This window comes from Stenotrophomonas sp. ISL-67, assembly GCF_018612915.1.
Classification (GTDB): domain Bacteria; phylum Pseudomonadota; class Gammaproteobacteria; order Xanthomonadales; family Xanthomonadaceae; genus Stenotrophomonas.
The window spans coordinates 87643-106406 of sequence record NZ_JAGGRL010000010.1 but is presented as its reverse complement, the minus strand read 5'-3'; the positions used below and the strand labels follow the sequence as shown (position 1 = coordinate 106406).

The 18764-nt window shown below is 66.3% G+C and carries 15 protein-coding genes; 7 read left to right on the top strand and 8 right to left on the bottom strand.

Features of this window, described 5'->3' with window-relative positions; all coding sequences use genetic code 11:
- The first annotated feature begins 169 nt into the window (after positions 1–169).
- Positions 170–1411: a phosphoglycerate dehydrogenase gene (serA, locus tag J7J08_RS11925; protein WP_214905706.1), complete on the top strand. Its 1242-nt coding sequence runs from the start codon at positions 170–172 to the stop codon at positions 1409–1411.
- A 244-nt stretch (positions 1412–1655) separates the two neighbouring features.
- On the opposite strand, the gene J7J08_RS11920 is transcribed toward serA, so the two are convergent.
- On the bottom strand, positions 1656–1955 hold the full coding sequence (locus J7J08_RS11920) for a hypothetical protein (RefSeq protein ID WP_214905703.1): 300 nt from the start codon (positions 1953–1955) through the stop codon (positions 1656–1658).
- 175 nt (positions 1956–2130) lie between these two features.
- Here J7J08_RS11920 and J7J08_RS11915 point away from each other — a divergent pair, with 175 nt between their 5' ends.
- Positions 2131–2406: a hypothetical protein gene (locus tag J7J08_RS11915; protein WP_214905700.1), complete on the top strand. Its 276-nt coding sequence runs from the start codon at positions 2131–2133 to the stop codon at positions 2404–2406.
- Positions 2407–2665: 259 nt separating this feature from the next.
- Here the strand turns inward: J7J08_RS11915 and J7J08_RS11910 are convergent, their stop codons facing one another.
- A complete protein-coding gene (locus tag J7J08_RS11910; protein ID WP_251006618.1) occupies positions 2666–3250 on the bottom strand; it encodes an NUDIX hydrolase in 585 nt (194 codons plus the stop codon).
- A 213-nt stretch (positions 3251–3463) separates the two neighbouring features.
- Between J7J08_RS11910 and J7J08_RS11905 the strand changes: the two genes are divergently transcribed.
- The 5 genes from J7J08_RS11905 (at position 3464) to mtnC (ending at position 8501) form a co-directional block, all read left to right on the top strand.
- The gene (locus J7J08_RS11905) at positions 3464–4939 is read left to right on the top strand and encodes an amino acid permease (RefSeq protein ID WP_214905694.1); all 1476 of its coding nucleotides are present in this window, start codon (positions 3464–3466) and stop codon (positions 4937–4939) included.
- Between the two features lie 4 nt (positions 4940–4943).
- Complete coding sequence (locus tag J7J08_RS11900) at positions 4944–6368, top strand: amino acid permease (RefSeq protein WP_214905691.1); 1425 nt, start codon at positions 4944–4946, stop codon at positions 6366–6368.
- A 79-nt stretch (positions 6369–6447) separates the two neighbouring features.
- Positions 6448–7086 carry a methylthioribulose 1-phosphate dehydratase gene (locus J7J08_RS11895; RefSeq protein WP_214905688.1) on the top strand — a complete coding sequence of 213 codons (639 nt, stop codon included), beginning with the start codon at positions 6448–6450 and terminating at the stop codon, positions 7084–7086.
- Between the two features lie 155 nt (positions 7087–7241).
- Positions 7242–7799 carry an acireductone dioxygenase gene (locus J7J08_RS11890; protein WP_214905685.1) on the top strand — a complete coding sequence of 186 codons (558 nt, stop codon included), beginning with the start codon at positions 7242–7244 and terminating at the stop codon, positions 7797–7799.
- Positions 7800–7802: 3 nt separating this feature from the next.
- Positions 7803–8501: an acireductone synthase gene (gene mtnC, locus J7J08_RS11885; protein ID WP_214905682.1), complete on the top strand. Its 699-nt coding sequence runs from the start codon at positions 7803–7805 to the stop codon at positions 8499–8501.
- A gap of 244 nt (positions 8502–8745) precedes the next feature.
- Here the strand turns inward: mtnC and J7J08_RS11880 are convergent, their stop codons facing one another.
- The 6 genes from J7J08_RS11880 to J7J08_RS11855 form a co-directional block, all read right to left on the bottom strand.
- Positions 8746–11373 (bottom strand): glycoside hydrolase family 2 protein, encoded by a 2628-nt coding sequence (locus tag J7J08_RS11880; protein WP_214905679.1) that lies wholly within the window; start codon positions 11371–11373, stop codon positions 8746–8748.
- Between the two features lie 66 nt (positions 11374–11439).
- Positions 11440–12633, bottom strand: coding sequence for an AGE family epimerase/isomerase (locus J7J08_RS11875; RefSeq protein WP_214905676.1), 1194 nt, complete (start codon positions 12631–12633; stop codon positions 11440–11442).
- Positions 12630–13628, bottom strand: a complete 999-nt coding sequence (locus J7J08_RS11870) for a carbohydrate kinase (protein WP_214905673.1) — start codon at positions 13626–13628, stop codon at positions 12630–12632. The genes J7J08_RS11875 and J7J08_RS11870 overlap by 4 nt, the downstream gene beginning before the upstream one ends.
- A gap of 7 nt (positions 13629–13635) precedes the next feature.
- Complete coding sequence (gene fucP / locus J7J08_RS11865; RefSeq protein ID WP_251006617.1) at positions 13636–14880, bottom strand: L-fucose:H+ symporter permease; 1245 nt, start codon at positions 14878–14880, stop codon at positions 13636–13638.
- A gap of 110 nt (positions 14881–14990) precedes the next feature.
- Positions 14991–16061 carry a LacI family DNA-binding transcriptional regulator gene (locus J7J08_RS11860; protein ID WP_214905665.1) on the bottom strand — a complete coding sequence of 357 codons (1071 nt, stop codon included), beginning with the start codon at positions 16059–16061 and terminating at the stop codon, positions 14991–14993.
- A gap of 72 nt (positions 16062–16133) precedes the next feature.
- Positions 16134–18596: a GH92 family glycosyl hydrolase gene (locus tag J7J08_RS11855; protein WP_214905663.1), complete on the bottom strand. Its 2463-nt coding sequence runs from the start codon at positions 18594–18596 to the stop codon at positions 16134–16136.
- Positions 18597–18764: the final 168 nt, after the last annotated feature.

Sequence of the window (18764 nt, the reverse complement as noted above, 5' to 3'; positions counted from 1 at the left end):
TGCCGACGGCCCGAAGGGTGCCCGCCTCGGCGGGCATACTGTTGGTCGTGCGACCCCGCCACGAATTGGTCGCATCTGAAACCGTCAAACCATCACATGGCGCACCGCACCATCCCTGCCCTGATCTGGCATAGTGGACAGCTCCCGTCCAACCTGCTGCCGCTTGCCCATGTCGCCGAAGAAGACCTCATTCCCGAAGCAGGATATCCGCGTGCTGTTGCTGGAGGGGGTGAGCCAGACGGCCATCGACGTGTTCAGTGCCGCCGGCTATTCGCAGATCGAACTGCACAGCAAGGCCCTGCCCGAAGACGAGCTCAAGGCACGCATCGCCGAAGCGCACATCGTGGGCATCCGCTCGCGCACCCAGCTCAGCGCCGAGGTGCTGGCCAACGCCAAGCGCCTGATGGCGGTGGGCTGTTTCTGCATCGGCACCAACCAGGTCGACCTGGACGCGGCCGAGCTGGCCGGCATTCCGGTGTTCAACGCGCCCTACTCCAACACCCGCAGCGTGGCCGAGCTGGTGATCGCCGAAGCGATCATGCTCACCCGCGGCATCCCGCAGAAGAATGCCGAATGCCACCGCGGCGGCTGGTCCAAGTCGGCCGCCGGCAGCCATGAAGTGCGCGGCAAGACCCTGGGCATCATCGGCTATGGCCACATCGGCACACAGGTCGGCGTGATGGCCGAAGCGATGGGCATGCAGGTGATTTTCCACGACATCGAAACCAAGCTATCGCTGGGCAACGCCCGCGCTGCGATCGACCTGGACGACCTGCTCGCCCGCGCCGATATCGTGACCGTGCACGTGCCCGAAACCCCGGCCACCCAATGGCTGATCGGCGCACCGCAGCTGGCCCGCATGCGCCCGGGCGCACACCTGATCAATGCTGCACGTGGCACCGTGGTCGACATCGACGCGCTGGATGCGGCGCTGCGCTCGGGGCACATTGGCGGCGCGGCGCTGGACGTGTTCCCGGTCGAACCGAAGGGCAATGGCGATGCGTTCGTGTCGCCGCTGACCGCGCACGACAACGTGATCCTGACCCCGCACGTGGGTGGCAGCACGTTGGAAGCGCAGGACAACATCGGCGTGGAAGTGGCGGCGAAGCTGGTGCGCTACAGCGACAACGGCAGCACCCTTTCGGCGGTCAACTTCCCGGAAGTGACGTTGCCCGAGCATGCCGACAGCCTGCGCCTGCTGCACATCCACCAGAACGTGCCGGGCGTGCTGTCCAAGGTCAACGAGATCTTCTCGCGCCACAACGTCAATATCGACGGCCAGTTCCTGCGCACCGACCCGAAGGTGGGCTACGTGGTGATCGACATCACCGCCAGCGAGGAACAGGCCGCGACGGTGCGCGAGGAGCTGGCGGCGATTCCGGGCACGTTGCGGACGCGCGTTCTCTACTGAGTCTGCAGCCCGCACGCTGGTAGGGTCGCATCCCAATCGACTGCCGATATCGATGATCAGCGCGATGGCGGCATGACTCCGGAACGAAACGCGCTTTTCCCTCAAACGGTCATGCCCCACCGAACGTTGCAACATGGTCGGCGGTGGAACGCTCTTCCGCATCCTGCGGTCGCACCACTTGTGCATCCATGCACGGCGTCGATCGGGATGCGACCCTACCAGGGTGGCATCCCCGTTGACCGTTTTACCGCGCCCGCTTCGGCACATGGTCCTGATATCGGTACGGCACGGGCACCGGTGTCTCATCCAACGTCAGCGTGATCCGCTTCGGCTCCACCTGCACCACCACACGGCCGCCTACGGGCAGTTCAAACCGGTCCAGCCACAGGCCGCGCAGCATCAGGCACGGAATGCGCCCACCGCCGGGTAGCGGATGACCACCAGGATGCTTGAACGACCCGATCCGCAGGTGCTCCGGCGCACGCAGGCCAATGCCGGTTTGCGGTTGTTCGTTTGAGGGTAAGTCCGAAATCGAGCGACGCATTTGCCACCTCCGAGGAAGTCTCCCTCGCCGGAATGGCGAGGGAGTCGGGAGGCTGAAACCGTGCGAAACGTCGGCATGGCGTATTCCCGCGAAGGTGTTGTATTCCACCACCCTCCCGACAAAGAACTTCCACATTGCGTCTGTTTCACGGAGATTTCAGGCTCCTGAGCAAACCATGCGCGAGATCGAGTGCGATGGGAAATTGCTTGTTCCGAAGGATATTCGAGTTTCAGTAGGCAGTACCTACCGCATGTCGCAATCGGTGCAGTTGCACGCGCGTCTTTCCGATCATGGTCATGCCACAACCGGACGTTGGCACACGGCCGGCAGTCGATTGGGATGCGACCCTACCGCGAGTTACCTCGCGGCGGTTGATTTCGTGCGGCAGCCATCGGTAGGGTCGCATCCCTATCGACCGCCGATAACAATGATCGGCGCGACGAAGGCATGACCTCCGAACGAAACGCGTTTTTCCGCCAACGGTCATGCCGAACGCGTGCGATGGCCCACCGGTAGGGTCGCATCCCTATCGACCGCCGATAACGATGATCGGCGCGACGAAGGCATGATCTCCGAACGAAACGCGTTTTTCCCGCCAACGGTCATGCCGAACGCGTGCGATGGCCCACCGGTAGGGTCGCATCCCTATCGACCGCCGATAACGGTGATCGGCGCGACGAAGGCATGACCCCAGATCGAAGGCGCCTGACTCAGCGCGCCAGCCAGCGCTTGGCCATGCGCGGCAACGACTCATCCCCGTCCGGCGTCTCGATCGCGGCATTGGCCACATCGGTCACCTCGCGCCACGCCAGCGCCAGCGACTCCTCACTGACTGCGAACGCCTCGCTGCCCACCGCCCGCACCACGTACCGGGCGTCGTAATGCCAATGCCCCGGCACGTCATGGCGCTCCGGTATCCAGTGCTTGTCAATATCGAACAGGACCGCCCCGTCCTCCAGCACCAGCCCGGTCAGACCAGACTCTTCCTCGGCTTCGGTCAGCGCGACCCGGGCCAGGTCGCGCTCGCCATCGGCATGCCCGCCCAGCTGCAGCCAGCGGTTCAACTTCCGGTGGTGGGTCAGCAGCACGCGGGCGCCGTCGGCGCTTACCAGCCAGGCGCTGCCCGTGAAATGGCCGGCCAGCCGGCTGCGCAGGAATGGATTTTCCCGCTCGTCGAGCAATGTGCCGAATTCGTCAGCCAGACCAGCGTGTTCGGGGTGGCGCCGTGCGTAATCGGCCAGCTGCGCGCGCAGCGCGGCGTCAAGTCCTACAACGGATTCAGGGATTTGTGACATGGCGGCAGGGGGAGAGGACGGATTTTGCCGATTATCGCCCGGCATGTTGCATTTGCGCTTGTGCGCGGGCTTCGGCTTTGGCTAAGGTACAGCGGGCCGTCGCGTTGGGGCGGCCGACAATAAACGCAAGGGCGTGCGGCGATCTACCGCACGCCCGTCATTGCCGCAGCGGGGCAGAGCCCCGCTCTACCGTCCTTTTTTGGGAAGCACTGCATGTTGAAGTCTCTGTTGAGGGTCAAACCGGTCGAGCCGGCCGGGCACGTCGATGCCGGCGAACCGATTGAAGGCAGCCTGGATGGCGAAGCCTCGCTGAAACGGACCCTCACGGCGAAACATCTCATCATGCTGGGTATTGGCGCCGTGATCGGCGCGGGCATCTTCGTGCTGACCGGCCAGGCGGCCGCCAACCATGCGGGCCCCGCCATCATGCTGTCCTTCGTGATCGCCGGGTTTGCCTGCGCCCTTGCCGGCCTGTGCTACGCCGAATTCGCGGCAATGATGCCGGTCTCCGGCAGCGCCTACTCCTATTCCTATGCCACCCTGGGCGAAGGCATGGCCTGGTTCATCGGCTGGTGCCTGGTGCTGGAGTACCTGTTCGCCTCGGCCTCGGTCGCGGTGGGTTGGTCGGCGTACCTCATAAGCTTCATCACCACCACGCTGCACATGCCGTTCCCGGATGCGCTGAGCGCGGCGCCGATCAGCTGGACCGGGCATGAGTTCATCTCCTCGGGCAAGCTGTTCAACCTGCCGGCGGTACTGATCGTGGCAGCGGTGTCGGGCCTGTTGTACGTGGGCGTGACCCAGTCGGCGTTCGTCAACGCGATCATCGTGGCGATCAAGGTCACCGTGATCTGCCTGTTCATCGGCTTTGGCGCGCAGCACATCGACATGGCCAACTGGACCCCGTTCATTCCGGAAAACACCGGCGTCCCCGGCGAATTCGGCTGGAGCGGCGTGTTCCGTGCGGCCACCATCGTGTTCTTCGCCTACATCGGCTTCGATGCGGTTTCCACCGCCGCCGGTGAAACCAAGGACCCGCAGCGCAACATGCCGATCGGCCTGCTGGGCTCGCTGGCGGTGTGCACAATCGTCTACATTATTGTGTGCGCGGTACTGACCGGCATGATGCCGTACAACCTGCTGGGCACCGACAAGCCGGTAGCCACTGCCCTGGAGCCGTACGCGAGCCTGTCCTGGCTGAAGACCGCCGTCGAAATCGGCGCCATCGCCGGCCTGTCCTCGGTGGTGCTGGTAATGATGATGGGCCAGACCCGCATCGCCTACACCATCTCGCGCGATGGCCTGCTGCCCAAGTTGTTCGGCAAGGTCCACAAGCGCTTCCGCACCCCGTACTGGGCCACCATCGTGGTGGGCGTGCTGGCCGCCGCGCTGGCCGGCCTGATGCCGCTGAACGTGCTGGGCGAGCTGGTCTCGATGGGCACCCTGCTGGCCTTCGCCACGGTCTGCATCGGCGTGCTGGTACTGCGCTATACGCGCCCGGAACTGACCCGTCCGTTCCGCGTGCCGCTGGTGTGGGTGATCTGCCCGCTCGGCGCGCTGTCGTGCCTGTTCCTGTTCTGGCAGGCGTTCGTGGTGCATTGGCACCTGTTCGTGGGCTGGACCGTGCTGGGCCTGCTGATCTACTTCGGCTACGGCATCCGCCACAGCAAGCTCAACAAGGCTTCGTGATCCCATGCTGAAACAACTGTGGGCCACCAAGCACCCGCACGCCGCCCATCAGGACGCCAACGGACTGAGCCTGAAGCGCACCCTGGGTCCCTGGGGCCTGACCGCACTGGGTATCGGCGCGGTGATCGGCGGCGGCATCTTCGTCATCACCGGCCAGGCCGCCGCCAACCATGCGGGCCCGGCGATCATGCTGAGCTTCGTGCTGGCGGCGATCTGCTGCGCGTTCTGCGCCATGGCGTATGCGGAGTTCGCCTCGATGGTGCCGGTTTCCGGCAGCGCCTATACCTATACCTATGCAACCTTCGGCGAGCTGGCGGCCTGGTTCATCGGCTGGATGCTGGTGCTGGAATACGGCGTATCTGCCTCGGCGGTGGCGGTCAGCTGGACCGGCTACTTCCTGAGCCTGCTCAGTCATTTCGACATCTACCTGCCAACGGCGCTGGTGAGTGCCCCGCTGGATGCGCAGCTGCGTCCTACCGGCGCCATCGCGAACCTGCCGGCGGCGATCCTGGTGCTGCTGCTGACCTGGCTGTGCTATGTGGGCATCAGCAAGTCGTCGGCCATGAACATGGCGATGGTGGTCCTGAAAACCGGCCTGATCGTGCTGGTGATCGTGGTTGGCTGGAAGTACGTGGATCCGGCCAACTGGACCCCGTTCATTCCGGCCAACGAAGGCCCGGGCAGGTTCGGCTTCGAAGGCGTGCTGCGCGGTGCGGCAATGGTGTTCTTCGCCTACATCGGCTTCGAGGCGGTGTCGGTGGCGGCACAGGAATCGCACCGGCCGCAGCGCGACATGCCGATCGGCATGTTGCTGTCGCTGGTGATCTGCACGGTGCTGTACATCGCCATGGCCGCAGTGATGACCGGGCTGGTGCCGTACACGATGCTGGGCACCGACGAGCCGGTGGTGACCGCTGTGGCGGCCCATCCAACCCTGGGCTGGTTGCGGGTGGTGGTGGAGATCGGCGCGTTGATCGGGCTGTCATCGGTGGTGCTGGTGATGGTGATCGCGCAGCCGCGCATCTTCATGATCATGGCCAACGACGGCCTGCTGCCGAAGGTGTTCACCACGATCCACCCGAAGTACCGCACGCCGCACATCAACACGGTGATCACCGGCATCGGCATCGCGCTGCTGGCGGCGCTGTTCCCGCTGGACGTGCTGGGCGAGCTGACTTCGATGGGCACGCTGATCGCGTTCGCAGCGGTCTGCGCGGGCGTACTGATCCTGCGCCGCACCCAGCCGGACCTGCCCCGCCCGTTCCGCATCCCGGCCGCCTGGCTGATCTGCAGCCTGGGCGTGTTGAGCTGCCTGGCCCTGTTGTCGGCCATGACGATGCACAACTGGATGCTGATGGGCATCTGGACGGTGATCGGCTTCGCGATCTACTTCGGCTACAGCTTCCGCCACAGCCGCCTGCGGGGCTGACGGCGAGCCGGGCCGGGTCCGACCCGGCCCGGCGCCCGGGAACCTGCTTTTAACGCGCAACGCCGTTAAAATGCCAGCCATGAACAACACCCCCTACGACACGGCCCGGCTCAGTGAACTGGCCCAGGTGCTGATCGACAACATCCGCGAACTGGCCCAGGCCGGGTGGACGCCGGCGACCAGCAGCAACTTCTCGCACCGGCTGGATGACCAGCATGCGGCGATCACCGTGTCCGGCAAGGACAAGGGCCGCTTGATCGAAGACGACATCATGGTGGTCGACTTCGACGGCAAGGCCGTCGGCCGCCCCCTGCGCCCGTCCGCCGAAACGCTGTTGCATACCCAGCTGTATCGCCGCTTCCCGGAAATCGGCTGCGTGCTGCACACACATTCGCCGGTGCAGACCATTGCCTCGCGCCTGTATGCCGCCAATGGCCATATCCGGCTGGAGGGCTATGAGCTGCTCAAGGCCTTCCACGGTAACAGCACCCACGAGACCGCCGTGGACGTGCCGGTGTTCGCCAACACCCAGGACATGGACGAGCTGGCCGCCAAGGTCGAGGCCAAGCTGGACGAAGGCTGCATGTGGGGCTACCTGATCGACGGGCACGGCCTGTACGCCTGGGGCCGGGACATGGCCGAGGCACGCCGCCACCTGGAGGCGTTCGAGTTCCTGCTGCATTGCGAGCTGGAGCTGCGCAAGCTGCGCGGTCCATAACGCCGGCGCTACCGGTCTCTCCCCCGGGAAACTGTTTTCCGCGCAGGCGTATCGGGTTGCCGGGCAGAGCCCCTGGTTGCCGGGCAGAGCCCCTGGTTGCCGGGCAGAGCCCGGTACTACACACTGTCACTCCCTCCGCCGTTCAAGCTGCCGCCATGAGCCGACTGCGTATTTACGACCATGACCATCCTGACGCCCCGCTGCTGGATTCCCAGGACGGCAGCGTCATTGCCGCCGAGCTGCAGAAGATCGGCGTGACCTTCGAACGCTGGCAGGCGGCCCATGAGGTCGCCCCGGGCGCCAGCCAGGACGAGGTGTTCGCCGCCTACCGCAGCGACATCGACCGCCTGGTGGCCCAGCACGGCTTCAAGAGCGTGGACGTGGCCTCGATCGCCCCGGACAACCCGAACCGCGCCGAACTGCGGAAGAAGTTCCTGGACGAGCACTTCCACAAGGAAGACGAGGTGCGCTTCTTCGTCGCCGGCTCGGGCCTGTTCACCCTGCACGTGGACGACAAGGTCTACGAGATCGAGTGCGTGAAGGACGACCTGATCGCCGTGCCCGATGGCACCACGCATTGGTTCGACATGGGCGATGAACCCAGCTTCGTGGCGATCCGCTTCTTCACCGAACCGGATGGCTGGGTCGGGCACTTCACCGGCACCGACATCGCACAGAAATTCCCCCGCTACATTCCAACCAAGGCGTCCTGATCCATGCCCCACCCCACCGTCATCCTCACCGACATCGAAGGCACCACCAGCAGCATTTCGTTCGTCAAGAACGTGCTGTTTCCGTATGCGCGCAAGGCGCTGCCAGCCTTCGTGGCCGCGCACGGCCAGCAGCCGGACGTGCGTCGTTGGCTGGATGCGGTGGCAGTGGAGATCGGCGGTGCCTGCCAGGACAGCCTGATCGTGGAGACCCTGCAGGGCTGGATCGACCAGGATCGCAAGCACACCGCGCTGAAGGCGCTGCAGGGCATGATCTGGGAAGCCGGCTACCGCAATGGCAACTACAAGGCGCACTTCTACCCGGAAGTGGCGGCCGTGCTCAACGGCTGGCATGCCGAAGGCAAGCCACTGTACGTGTACTCGTCCGGTTCGGTGCCGTCGCAGAAGCTGTTCTTCGGTTTCAGCGAGGCCGGCGACCTGACCGGATTGGTGTCGGGCTGGTTCGATACCCAAATCGGTGGCAAGCGCGAGGCGGAGAGCTACCGCAACATCGTCAAGGCCATTGGCGTGCCCGCCGGCGAGATCCTGTTCCTGTCCGATGTGGTCGAGGAGCTGGATGCGGCGCGTGAGGCGGGTCTGCAGACGCGGTTGCTTGACCGGTTGGACGACTATCCGCTACCGCGTACCGGCGCCGCCGCCAACGGACACGATCGCGTCGAGAGTTTCCAGCAGATCACGCTGTAAACCAGAACCGCGCAGCGGCCGCTGCCGGTAGTGTCGGTTCCCAAACGACGCCGTGCATGGATGCACAAGTGGTGCGGCCGCAGGACGCGGAGGAGCATCCACTGCCGGTAACGATGATCGGTGCTGGGACGCATGACCTCAAACGGAGAAGCATCTCCGACGGAGGTCATGCGTTAAAGAAGTCACGACCGCTATTGGCAGTCGTTTGGGAACCGACCCTACCCCACCCGATTCAACCAATGGGTTACCGACCCGCTATCGCGTCCGCTACGGACCGGATCCGCAGCGCCTTGCGCAGCGTTTCGGGATCGGCATCTGCCTTCACCTTGATCCGCACCGGTTCGCCCGGCGCCAGGTCGATGGCATTGTCGTCCAGAACCGCATCCAGCCCGTCGAAGTCGATCCACACCCCGCGCGCCAGTTGCGCTGCGCGGAGTTCCAGCACGGTGTCGTCGCCATCCTGCACCCAGCGGCTGTCGATCTTCACCTCCGGCAGCTGCATGTCCTTGGCCGCGGCGAAATAGACGACCTGCCGCGACAGCACGCGCTTCCCGTCCAGCAATTCCACCACCGCGACCGTCCGCGTCGGGTCGGCCTTGTCCAGCAGCTGCGCATCGGTGAAACGCCCGACCTCCAACGCCGACAGCGCCGGCACGGTCACCGCATGCTGTTGCTTCGAGATCTGGCGGCCATCCACATCCATCACCCGCAACCGCCACTGCGCCTTCAGCGGCTGCTGCAGGTCATTCAGCAGGCTGACGCGGGTAACACCCTCGTCACGCAACGCCGCTACCGCGTGGTCGGCAAAGAACCGCTTCGCATGGAAATGCAGCGCCTTCCAGCGCCCGGCATGATCGATGCTCGACCACGACGCCCCCGGCCACACATCGTTGAGCTGCCAGTACAACGAGCCCATCGTGTACGGCCGCGAGGCGCGATGGTGCAGCGCGGCCAGTTCGATACCTTCGGCCTGCATCACCTGGCTCAGGTAGACGAAGTCCGGGAAGTCACGCGGCGTGCCGAACTCGCGTTCGATGTACTGCAGCAGCCGCTGGTTGCCCTCGCCGGCCATGAACTTCTGGTGCGCGCGCACGGTGTCGCTGTCGACGCGCATCTGATCCGCCGGAATGATGCCCTCCAGCGTACGCAGCGCCGGCCAGGCCTGCAGGCCATACTCGGACATGAAGCGCGGGGTCTCGCGCAGGTAGGCCTGCACCGGCAGCGCCGGATTGCCCCACACCTGCCAGTAGTGCTTGTCGCCGCGGGTGGAATCGTTGGCCACCGTATCCAGGTCGTTGCTGGGCGAGCTCGACCAGTACGGCACGCCGAGCCCCGCTTCAGCCACCACCTGGCGCAGGTCGTGGCCGAACAGGTCCACATAGCCCTGCCAGACGCGTTCGGCAAAGGCGGGATCAGCTGCCTTCAGGTCGCGGCCGTGGCCCCAGTCCTTCCAGGCGGTTTCTTCTTCGTTGTTGCCACACCACAGCACCACGCTGGGGTGCCGGCGCAGGCGGCGCACGTTGCCGCGCGCTTCGGCCACCACGTTGGCGCGGAAGGCCGGATCGTAGCCGGGCTGCATGCCGCCGCCGAACATGAAATCCTGCCAGACCAGCAGGCCCAGCTCGTCGGCGATGTCGAAGAAGGCATCGTCCTCGTAGTAGCCGCCGCCCCAGTTGCGCAGCATGTTCATGTTGGCGTCGCGGGCGGCGGTCAGCTCGCGACGGATCCGCGCCGGATCGACGCGGGCCGGGAACATGTCGAAGGGAATCACGTTGGCGCCCTTGGCGAAGATCGGCACGCCGTTGATGACGAAGGCAAAGCCCTGTCCGCCCTTTGCGTCGTTCTCCCGGCGCAGCTCGACGGTACGCAGCCCAGTGCGGATGCTGCGCTCTGCCGCCTCCGGCGTATCGGCATCGATGCGCGCCCGCACGGTATAGCGGGCCTGCTCACCGTGGCCGACCGGCCACCAGCGCCGGGGCTGCGCCAACTGCACCGGTACCAACACCACCTGCACGCCGGCGCGCAGCGTGGCCGGTTGTTCCACCGTGGCCGCGACACGACCGTCTGGGTCGAGCATCTCGACCTGCACCCGCGCCTGCCGCGCGGCCGCCGCTTCCACCTCGACGGTTACCTGCAGCACGGCGCGCTGTGCGTCCAGCGCCGTGGTCTGCACCGCCACATCGGTGATGCGCTGCGCATTCCAGCTCTCCAGCCGCACAGGGCGCCAGATTCCGGCGTTGACATAGCGCGGACCCCAGTCCCAACCAAAGTGGTAACCGGGTTTGCGCACGAAGTTGCCGACCATCGCATCGCGCGGCTCATCGCCGTACGGCGACGGGTAATTGCCGGCAATCTTGTGCGGCATGGCCTGCACGCCGGGCAACAGTGTGCTGATCGGCGAACGGAACACCACGCGCAGCTCATTGCCGCTGGCGCGCAGCTGCCCCTGCACGGCCGCCCGCCAGGTGCGGTGGCTGTTGTCGGCACGCAACAACGGCCGGCCGTTGAGCATGACTTCGGCGAACGTGTCCAGACCGTCGAACACCAATTCGGCGTGGCTGCGCGCCAGCGTGGCGGCATCCACATCGAACCGCGCCTGATACTCCCAATCGGCCAGGCCGATCCATTGCAGCCCGGCTTCGGGTGCACCCGCATACGGGTCCGGTATCAGCTTCGCTGCCAGCAGGTCGGTGTGCACCGCGCCGGGAACCGAGGCCGGTCGCCACTGCGCTGCATCGGGATGGGCTTTCAGCTGTGCGGTGCCTGGCAGCAGCCGGAACGACCATTGCGCCTGCAGCGGCGCCGCAACGCTGGGAAGCGCATGCAGCGCAAGCAGAAGAACCAGTCCAACGCCCCATGCCCACTGCTTCATGCACCACCCCACTGCTGCAGACAACACGCCGTAGCGCCGGGCTCTGCCCGGCGAACCCCATTGCTCTCAACGCACCACGTTGAGCACTTCGTAACACGCGCCCATGGTGTGGTAATCGGTCTTGCCGGCCGGGCTCTTCTCGTTGCTGTACTTGCGGTTGTCCGCATCCAGGATGCGGTACCACGCGCCGTACTGGTGGTCGATCATGTGTTGCCATGCATACGCCCACAGACGGTCGTACCAGTCCCAGTACACCGCATCACCGGTGCGGGCGGCCAGCAGCGCGGCGGTGGCCAGCGATTCGGCCTGTACCCAGAAGTACTTGTCGTCGTCGCACACGCTGCCATCCGGCGCGAAGCCGTAGTACAGCCCGCCGCGTTCCGCGTCCCAGCTGCGCTCGATTGCAACGTCGAACAGGTGGCGCGCGGTCGGCACCAGCCAATCGGCCTGCACGTGGCGGTCCAGGATCAGCAGCAGCTTGGCCCACTCGGTCTGGTGGCCGGGCTGGAAGCCCCACGGGCGGAACAGGTGCTTGGGGTTGTCGCGGTTGTAGTTCCAGTCGATCTGCCAGTTCGGATCGTAGTGCTCCCACACCAGGCCCTCGCCCTGCGCAGCCTGGCGGCGGGTCATGTGGTCGGCCAGCAGCAGGGCACGGTCGCGGTAGCGGGCTTCGCCACTGGCGTCGTAGGCAGCCAGCATCGCTTCGCACATGTGCATGTTGGCGTTCTGGCCGCGATAGTCACTGAAGTTCCAGTCCGCGTCCGCTTCGTCCTTGTACAGGCCGAATGCCGGTTCCCAGAAGCGGCTTTCCAGCAGTGCCCAGGTTTCATCCATCCAGGCACGTGCCTCGCCGATGCCCGCCTTCAATGCGCAGCTGTAGGCCAACAGCACGAAAGCCACGCCGTAGCAGTGGTTGGTGGCATCTTCGACCACGCCGTCGCGCAGGGTCCAGGCGTAGCCGCCGGAAACCGGGTTGCGGTGCACCTCACGCAGGTAGCGGATGCCATGCTCGACCGCCTTCAGGTCTTCCGGCTTGCCGAACTCGCGGTAGGCCATCGCGTGGTTGAACACGAAACGGGTGCTGCTTACCAGGTGGCGGTGGCTGGCGTCGTAGACCGTGCCATCGTCCAGGTAGTAGTGGAAGAAGCCACCGTTGGGATCGATCTCGTGCGGCTGGTAGAACGCCATGCTCTGCGCGATATGCGCGCGCAGGAATGCCGGCGAACGGAAATCGGGCTGTGCGGGAATGTTGGTGGTCATGCGGCGGTTTCCTGTTGTTGCTGCAGCAGGTGCTGGACATCGGCCAGGCTCGGCATCGCGGCGAACGCACCTTTGCGGGTCACGGCCAGCGCGCCGACGGCGGCACCGAATCGAATGGCGCCCTGCAGGCCCACGGGATCACGGCAGAAGTCGACGAACGCCGGGCCATCGGCGCCGCGCTCACCGAGCGCGAACAGCAGGCCACCGACGAATGCGTCACCCGCTGCCGTGGTATCCACGGTGGGCACCTGGAAGCCGGTGACCACGCCGCTGCCATGGCGGGTGTGCCAACGCATCGGGGCGGCACCGTCGGTGACCACTACGGCCTGCGCCTGCGCGGCCAGCAGGCGCTGGATGACCACGGCATTGCCGTCGGCGCCGAGCGGCGCGGCCAGGTAGTCCAGTTCCTCGCGCGAGAGCTTGACCAGGTCGGCCAGCACCAGCGCTTCCCACAACTGCGTGGTCGGGTCGACATCGGCCGGCCACAGCGCCGGGCGCAGGTTGAGGTCCAGGCTGACCATCGCCCCGGCGGCGCGGGCGCGCTGCATGCCTTCCAGCGTGGCCTGGGCGATGGCGCGTTCGGTCAGGCTGTTGGAGCACACATGGAAGCTGCGGGTGCCCTCGAAACAGGCCGGGCTGAAGTGCCCGGCGCGGAACAGCAGGTCGGCGGCCGGCGGCCGGTAGAAGCTGAAGCTGCGCTCGCCATGCGCGTCGAGCGCGACGAACGCCAGCGCGGTCTTGGCCGCGTCGGTACGCACGATGCAGTCGGTCGCGACGCCCGCACTGGCCAGGCTGTCGGCAAGGAAGTCGCCGAACATGTCCTGGCCGAGCATGCCGGCGAAATGCGTGTCCGCACCCAGCCGCGCGGCGGCCACGGCAACGTTGGCGGGGGCACCACCGGCGTACTGCAGGAACGCGCGCGGCGTGTCCGGCGTGGCCGGCGGCTGGGCAAGTAGATCGATCAAAATTTCGCCGAAACAAACAATCTTGGTCATGACGCGCTCAGCCCCCCTGGCTGAAACCGGCGCGCGGGCGCGAGCCCCACACGCCGTAGAAGAGGATGTAGCCGTAGCAGAGCAACGGCAGGATGAAAGACAGGTGCAGCCCGATCCGGTCGGCCAGCAGGCCCTGCAGGAACGGAACAATCGCGCCGCCCACGATCGCCATGATCAGCAGGCTGGAGGCCTTGCTGGTCAGCGCGCCCAGGCGTTCGATGCTGAGCGCGAAGATGGTCGGGAACATGATCGAGTTGAACAGGCCGATGGCCACCACCGAGTACACGGCCACCTGCCCTTCGCTGCTCATCGTCACCGCCAGCAGCACCGCGTTGGCCGCAGCGAACAGGGTAAGCAGGATGCGCGGGGAGAAGCGGGTCATGATCGCCGAGCCGGCGAAGCGGCCGATCATCGCCATGGTCCAGTAGGCCGATACGTAACCGGTAGCCTGCTGCTCGGTCAGCCCACCGATGTTGGGCATGGAAAGGTAGTTGACCAGGAAGCTGCCGATCGACACTTCCGCGCCGACGTAGAAGAAGATGCCCAGCACCCCGAACGTCACATGGCGGTGGCGCAGCGCATCCATCAGGGTGTGCTTGACCGGGTCGGCCTGTTCGGTGGTCTCATTCAGCGCCGGCAGCCGGAACAGGTAGACGAACACCGCCAGCAGCGCCAGCGCGATCGCCAGGCCTACGTACGGTCCCTGCACCGCCTGCGCTTCCTGGGTGCGGTAGGCCAGCTGTTCGGCCGCGCCCAAGGCGGACAGTTCATCGGCGCTCTTGACCGTGTTGCCCAGGATCAGCAGGCCGCCGAAGATCGGCGCGATCGCCGTGCCCAGCGAGTTCAGTGCCTGCGCCAGGGTCAACCGGCTCGACGCGGTCTGTTCCGGGCCCAGCAGTGCCACGTACGGGTTGGCCGCCACCTGCAGCACGGTGATGCCCGTGGCCAGCACGAACAGTGCGCCAAGGAAGGCTTCATACACGCGCAGCTCGGCGGCCGGCCAGAAGCCCAGTGCGCCCACCGCAGCGATGGCAAGCCCGGCCACGATGCCCTTCTTGTAGCCCAGGTGCGCCACCAACCGACCGGCCGGCAGCGACATCAGGAAGTACGCACCGAAGAAGGTGAACTGCACCAGCATCGCCTTGGCATAGTTCAGTTCGAACACGGCCTTCAGGTGCGGGATCAGGATGTCGTTGAGGCAGGTCAGGAAGCCCCACATGAAGAAGATCGTGGTGGCCACCGCCAACGCCATGCGCGTGTTGACCACGGGTGCGGTGGACGATGATGTGGGCAGGCGATGCGTTGGAGAAATGGGCATGCGTAACGCGCCTCATTGCGCGGGCAGGTGAAGGGGAAGCGCGATCAGCCGACGGCGGGGCCGCTGCTGTCACGGATGCGGAGCTGCACCGGCGCCACGGTACGGCGCGGTGCGGCGGTGGGATCGTCCAGCCGCTGCAGCAGCAGTTCGGCCGCCTGGCGGCCGCGCTCGCGCGGGTTGACGGTCAAGGTGGTCAGCGGTGGCAGCGCCACCGCGGCTTCGGAAATGTCATCGAACCCGGTGACCGCAAAATCGCGGCCCGGCTGCACGCCGCGCGAGGCCAGGCCCAGCATCAGGCCCAGGGCCACGGTGTCGTTGTAGCAGACCGCGGCAGTGGGCACTTCGCCGGTGAACAGCTCGCCCGAACGCGCTGCGGCCTCAAGCCGATTGGGCGCCGATTCGATCAGCCAGTCCGGCTGCACCGGCAGCCCGGCTTCGGCCAACGCCTGCGCATAGCCGGTACGGCGCTGGTGGCAGGAGCTGGACTCGGCATGGCCGCCGAAGAAAGCGATGCGGCGATGGCCCTGCTCGATCAGGTGGCGGGTGGCCAGGTAAGCGCCCTGCTGGTTGTCCAGGGTGAGGAAATCCCAGTCGCCGCCCTTGAGCTCACGGTTGAACAGCAGCACGTTGGCATTGAAGCCCACGGCCTGGCGCACCTCGGTGGCATCGCTGCCTTCGGCCGGCGACAGGATCACGCCGGCCGGGGTGTGTTCCATCAGCGTGGTCAGCACCGCCTGCTGCCGCACCGGTGATTCGCCGGTGCTGCCCAGCAGTGTCACGTAGCCCTTGGCGCCCAACGCCTCATCCACGCCCGAGGCGAACTCGGCGAAGAACGGGTTGGACAGGTCGTTGATCACCAGCGCCACGCTGGTCGAGGTCCGCCGGCGCAGGTTGGCTGCGCCACGGTTGTAGACATACCGCTGCCGGCGCAGTTCGGCCTCCACGCGCGCGCGGGTGTCGACATTGACCAGCGGGCTGCCCCGCAGCACCAACGACACCGTTGCCCGCGACACACCGATCGCATCGGCGATGTCGGTCACGGTGACCGCACGTGCGGCGCCGGCACGGGGCGTGCTGGCGCGGGTTCCCTTGGCAGCGGAGGTGTCCTTTTTCATCGTGGCGTCGGCGTCCTTATGGTCCTGCAAGCCTAAACGATCACATCGGTCAACGGATCGCGGCCTGCGGGCTCATTCCAGCGCGGCCCCCGGGGTGGCGCAGTACGACACCGGCAGCGCATCGACCTGGGTACCCCAGCCGGCTTCCGGCGCTTTGTCGCCCAGGGTGTAGGCGATGGTGCCGCCCTGCTGCAGGCGGCTCCAGTCCAGCCAGACCGGGGCATGCGCCTGGCCATCCACCTGCACGCCCTGCACATACTGCAGCCTGCGGCCGTCGGCGCCCGGCGCCTGCAGGCGCAGCGTGCGGCCCTGGCCGAGGTCGACCTCGACCTTGGCAAAGCGCGGGGTGTGCAGCAGGAACTGGCCACTGCCCGGCACCGCCGGGTACAGGCCCAGCGCGCTGAACAGGTACCACGCCGACATCGTGCCCAGGTCATCGTTGCCGGTGACGCCATTGGGCGCGTTGGTGAACAGCTGCTGCGCGGCGCGCACCACGGTGGCGGTTTTCCACGGCTGGCCGATCAGCGTGTACATCCACGGGGCGTGCAGGTCCGGCTCGTTGTTGGGGTTGTAGCGGTACTGGTTGTAGTAGCTGTACGGCCCCACCACCCATTCCTTGCGCGCGGCCTGCAGCGGCGACTGCAGCAGTGCGTCGTAGGCGAAGAACGCATCCAGGCGCTTGCCGGCGTTCTCGCGGCCGTGCATGGCCTGGACCAGGCCGGGGATGTCCTGCTGGGCCAGCCACTGGTACTGCCACGCGGTGCCCTCGTGGAAACCATGGTGCGAGCGCGGGCTGTAATGCCCATCGGCCGGCAGGTACCACTTGCCATCGTCCATGCGCGGACGCGGGAAGCCGCTCATGCCGGTTTCCTCGTCACGCACGCCCGGGTCCCACACCTTCTGCCAGTTGCGGCCGCGTTGGCGCAGCACGCCTGCATCGTCGGCATGGCCGAGGCCGTCGGCCATCTGTGCCAGCGCGCAGTCGGCCAGTGCGTATTCCAGCGTGGCCGAGCCACCGTGGTGCGGATCGACATCCATGCCCTTGGACGGGAAGGCGCGGTCGTAGGCGACGTAGCCGTTCTCCACATACCCCGGGTTGCCCGAGCGGCCGGCATGCCGCGAGTTCATCGGCGGCAGTTCGAACGCATTGCGGCGCAGCGCGGTGTAGGCCTCGCCTTCGCGCCCGGCCAGCGCGCCGAAGCGCCACAGGTCAACCATGAAGGGCGTGACCGGGTCGCCGGTCATGATGTTGGTCTCGAAGTTCGCGTAACCCCAGCGCGGCAGCCAGCCGCCCTGTTCGTTGATGGCCAGCAGGCTGCGGCCGATATCCTTCGTCACCTGCGGCCGGGTCAGCGCCAGCCACTGGTTCTGCGCACGGTAGGTATCCCACAGCGAGAAGTACTCGTAGTAGGTCCAGCCGTCGGCGTGGTGGATGTTGTCGTCGTAGCCCCGGTAGCGCCCGTCGGCGTCGCTGCCGGTCAGTGGCTGCAGCAACGCGTGGTACAGCGCGGTGTAGAGCACGGTGCGGTCGTCGGCGTGCTTGCTGTCCACGCGCACGGTCGACAGTTCCCTGCGCCACTGCTGCTGCGACAGGCCGCGCATGCGCTCGAACCCGAGCAGGCGGCCGTCCTGCATGCCGTCGCTGCGCAGGTTGGCACGCGCGCCCTCTGCATCCACGTGGGAGATCGCGCTGACCGCGGTCACTGCCCGCCCCTTGGACAGGTCGAAGCTCAACCAGGCACCGCTGGGCTTGAGTTCGCCTTCCATGCCGTGGCGGGCCCCGGGCAGGCCGCCGCCTTCGCCCCAGGTGCCGAACGCCTTGAACGGGCGGTCGAACTCGATGCGGAACCAGGTGGTGTACTGGTGGCCGCCGCAGAAGCTCTTGGTGACCAGCTTGCCTTCGACCACGCGGTCGCCGACCACGTCGATAACGCTGCCGATCACCGAATGGCGCTCGTTGGCCTGGCCGACGTTGACCAGCACGTGGCCGGTGCCGGCCTCGGACGGGAAGGTGTAACGCTCGGCTGCGGCGCGGGTGCGGGCGGTGGCTTCGGCATCGATGCCGCCGTAACTGGTCAGGCGCACCTTGTAGTAGCCGGCCTGGCCGACTTCGCCTTCATGGGTGTAACCGGAGGCGTAGGCCTTCTGGTCGAAGCTCTTGGCGCTGTCGGTATCGAAATCACCGCCCGGCCCGATCGTGCCGGTCACCGGCAGCACCGAGACCTGGCCGCCCTGCTCCCAGCAACCGGCGCCGGACAGGAAGGAATGGCCGAAACCGCGGATCTTCGGGTCGTCATAGCGCCAGCCGGCGTAGTGCTCGCCGATCGGGCTGACCTGGATCAGCCCGAACGGGGCCGAGGCGCCCGGGAACGTATTGCCGTCATCCTTGCTGCCGATGAAGGTGTTGACCTCCCGCTCGAGCGCGGCCGGAGCGGCCTGCAGCATCGGGGTGAAGGCCAGCACGGCCAGGCAGGCCAGGCCCGCCAAGGGGCGGCGCAGGGGCGGTAAGGCAAGGCGGGACGGCAATCGGCGCATGCAGTGGGTCCTTAGGTTTGGATCGCTCCAAAGTCACGATGGCGTGAATTTAGATCGATTTAAGTAAACCATGGACAATTTGCGGGATGCATTCTGCGGCGCAACATAACGACCCTCCACCACCAGCCATAGACACATCTACCCCCTCCCCGTCCATATTGCGGAGCA

Coding starts and splice junctions, on each gene's coding strand:
- serA (WP_214905706.1), top strand. CDS start 170: ATGTCGCCGAAGAAGACCTCATTCCCGAAGCAGGATATCCGCGTGCTG.
- J7J08_RS11905 (WP_214905694.1), top strand. CDS start 3,464: ATGTTGAAGTCTCTGTTGAGGGTCAAACCGGTCGAGCCGGCCGGGCAC.
- J7J08_RS11910 (WP_251006618.1), bottom strand. CDS start 3,250: ATGTCACAAATCCCTGAATCCGTTGTAGGACTTGACGCCGCGCTGCGC.
- J7J08_RS11920 (WP_214905703.1), bottom strand. CDS start 1,955: ATGCGTCGCTCGATTTCGGACTTACCCTCAAACGAACAACCGCAAACC.
- J7J08_RS11860 (WP_214905665.1), bottom strand. CDS start 16,061: ATGAAAAAGGACACCTCCGCTGCCAAGGGAACCCGCGCCAGCACGCCC.
- J7J08_RS11875 (WP_214905676.1), bottom strand. CDS start 12,633: ATGACCACCAACATTCCCGCACAGCCCGATTTCCGTTCGCCGGCATTC.
- J7J08_RS11870 (WP_214905673.1), bottom strand. CDS start 13,628: ATGACCAAGATTGTTTGTTTCGGCGAAATTTTGATCGATCTACTTGCC.
- J7J08_RS11895 (WP_214905688.1), top strand. CDS start 6,448: ATGAACAACACCCCCTACGACACGGCCCGGCTCAGTGAACTGGCCCAG.
- mtnC (WP_214905682.1), top strand. CDS start 7,803: ATGCCCCACCCCACCGTCATCCTCACCGACATCGAAGGCACCACCAGC.
- J7J08_RS11880 (WP_214905679.1), bottom strand. CDS start 11,373: ATGAAGCAGTGGGCATGGGGCGTTGGACTGGTTCTTCTGCTTGCGCTG.
- J7J08_RS11890 (WP_214905685.1), top strand. CDS start 7,242: ATGAGCCGACTGCGTATTTACGACCATGACCATCCTGACGCCCCGCTG.
- J7J08_RS11855 (WP_214905663.1), bottom strand. CDS start 18,596: ATGCGCCGATTGCCGTCCCGCCTTGCCTTACCGCCCCTGCGCCGCCCC.
- J7J08_RS11900 (WP_214905691.1), top strand. CDS start 4,944: ATGCTGAAACAACTGTGGGCCACCAAGCACCCGCACGCCGCCCATCAG.
- J7J08_RS11915 (WP_214905700.1), top strand. CDS start 2,131: ATGCGCGAGATCGAGTGCGATGGGAAATTGCTTGTTCCGAAGGATATT.
- fucP (WP_251006617.1), bottom strand. CDS start 14,880: ATGGCGTTGGCGGTGGCCACCACGATCTTCTTCATGTGGGGCTTCCTG.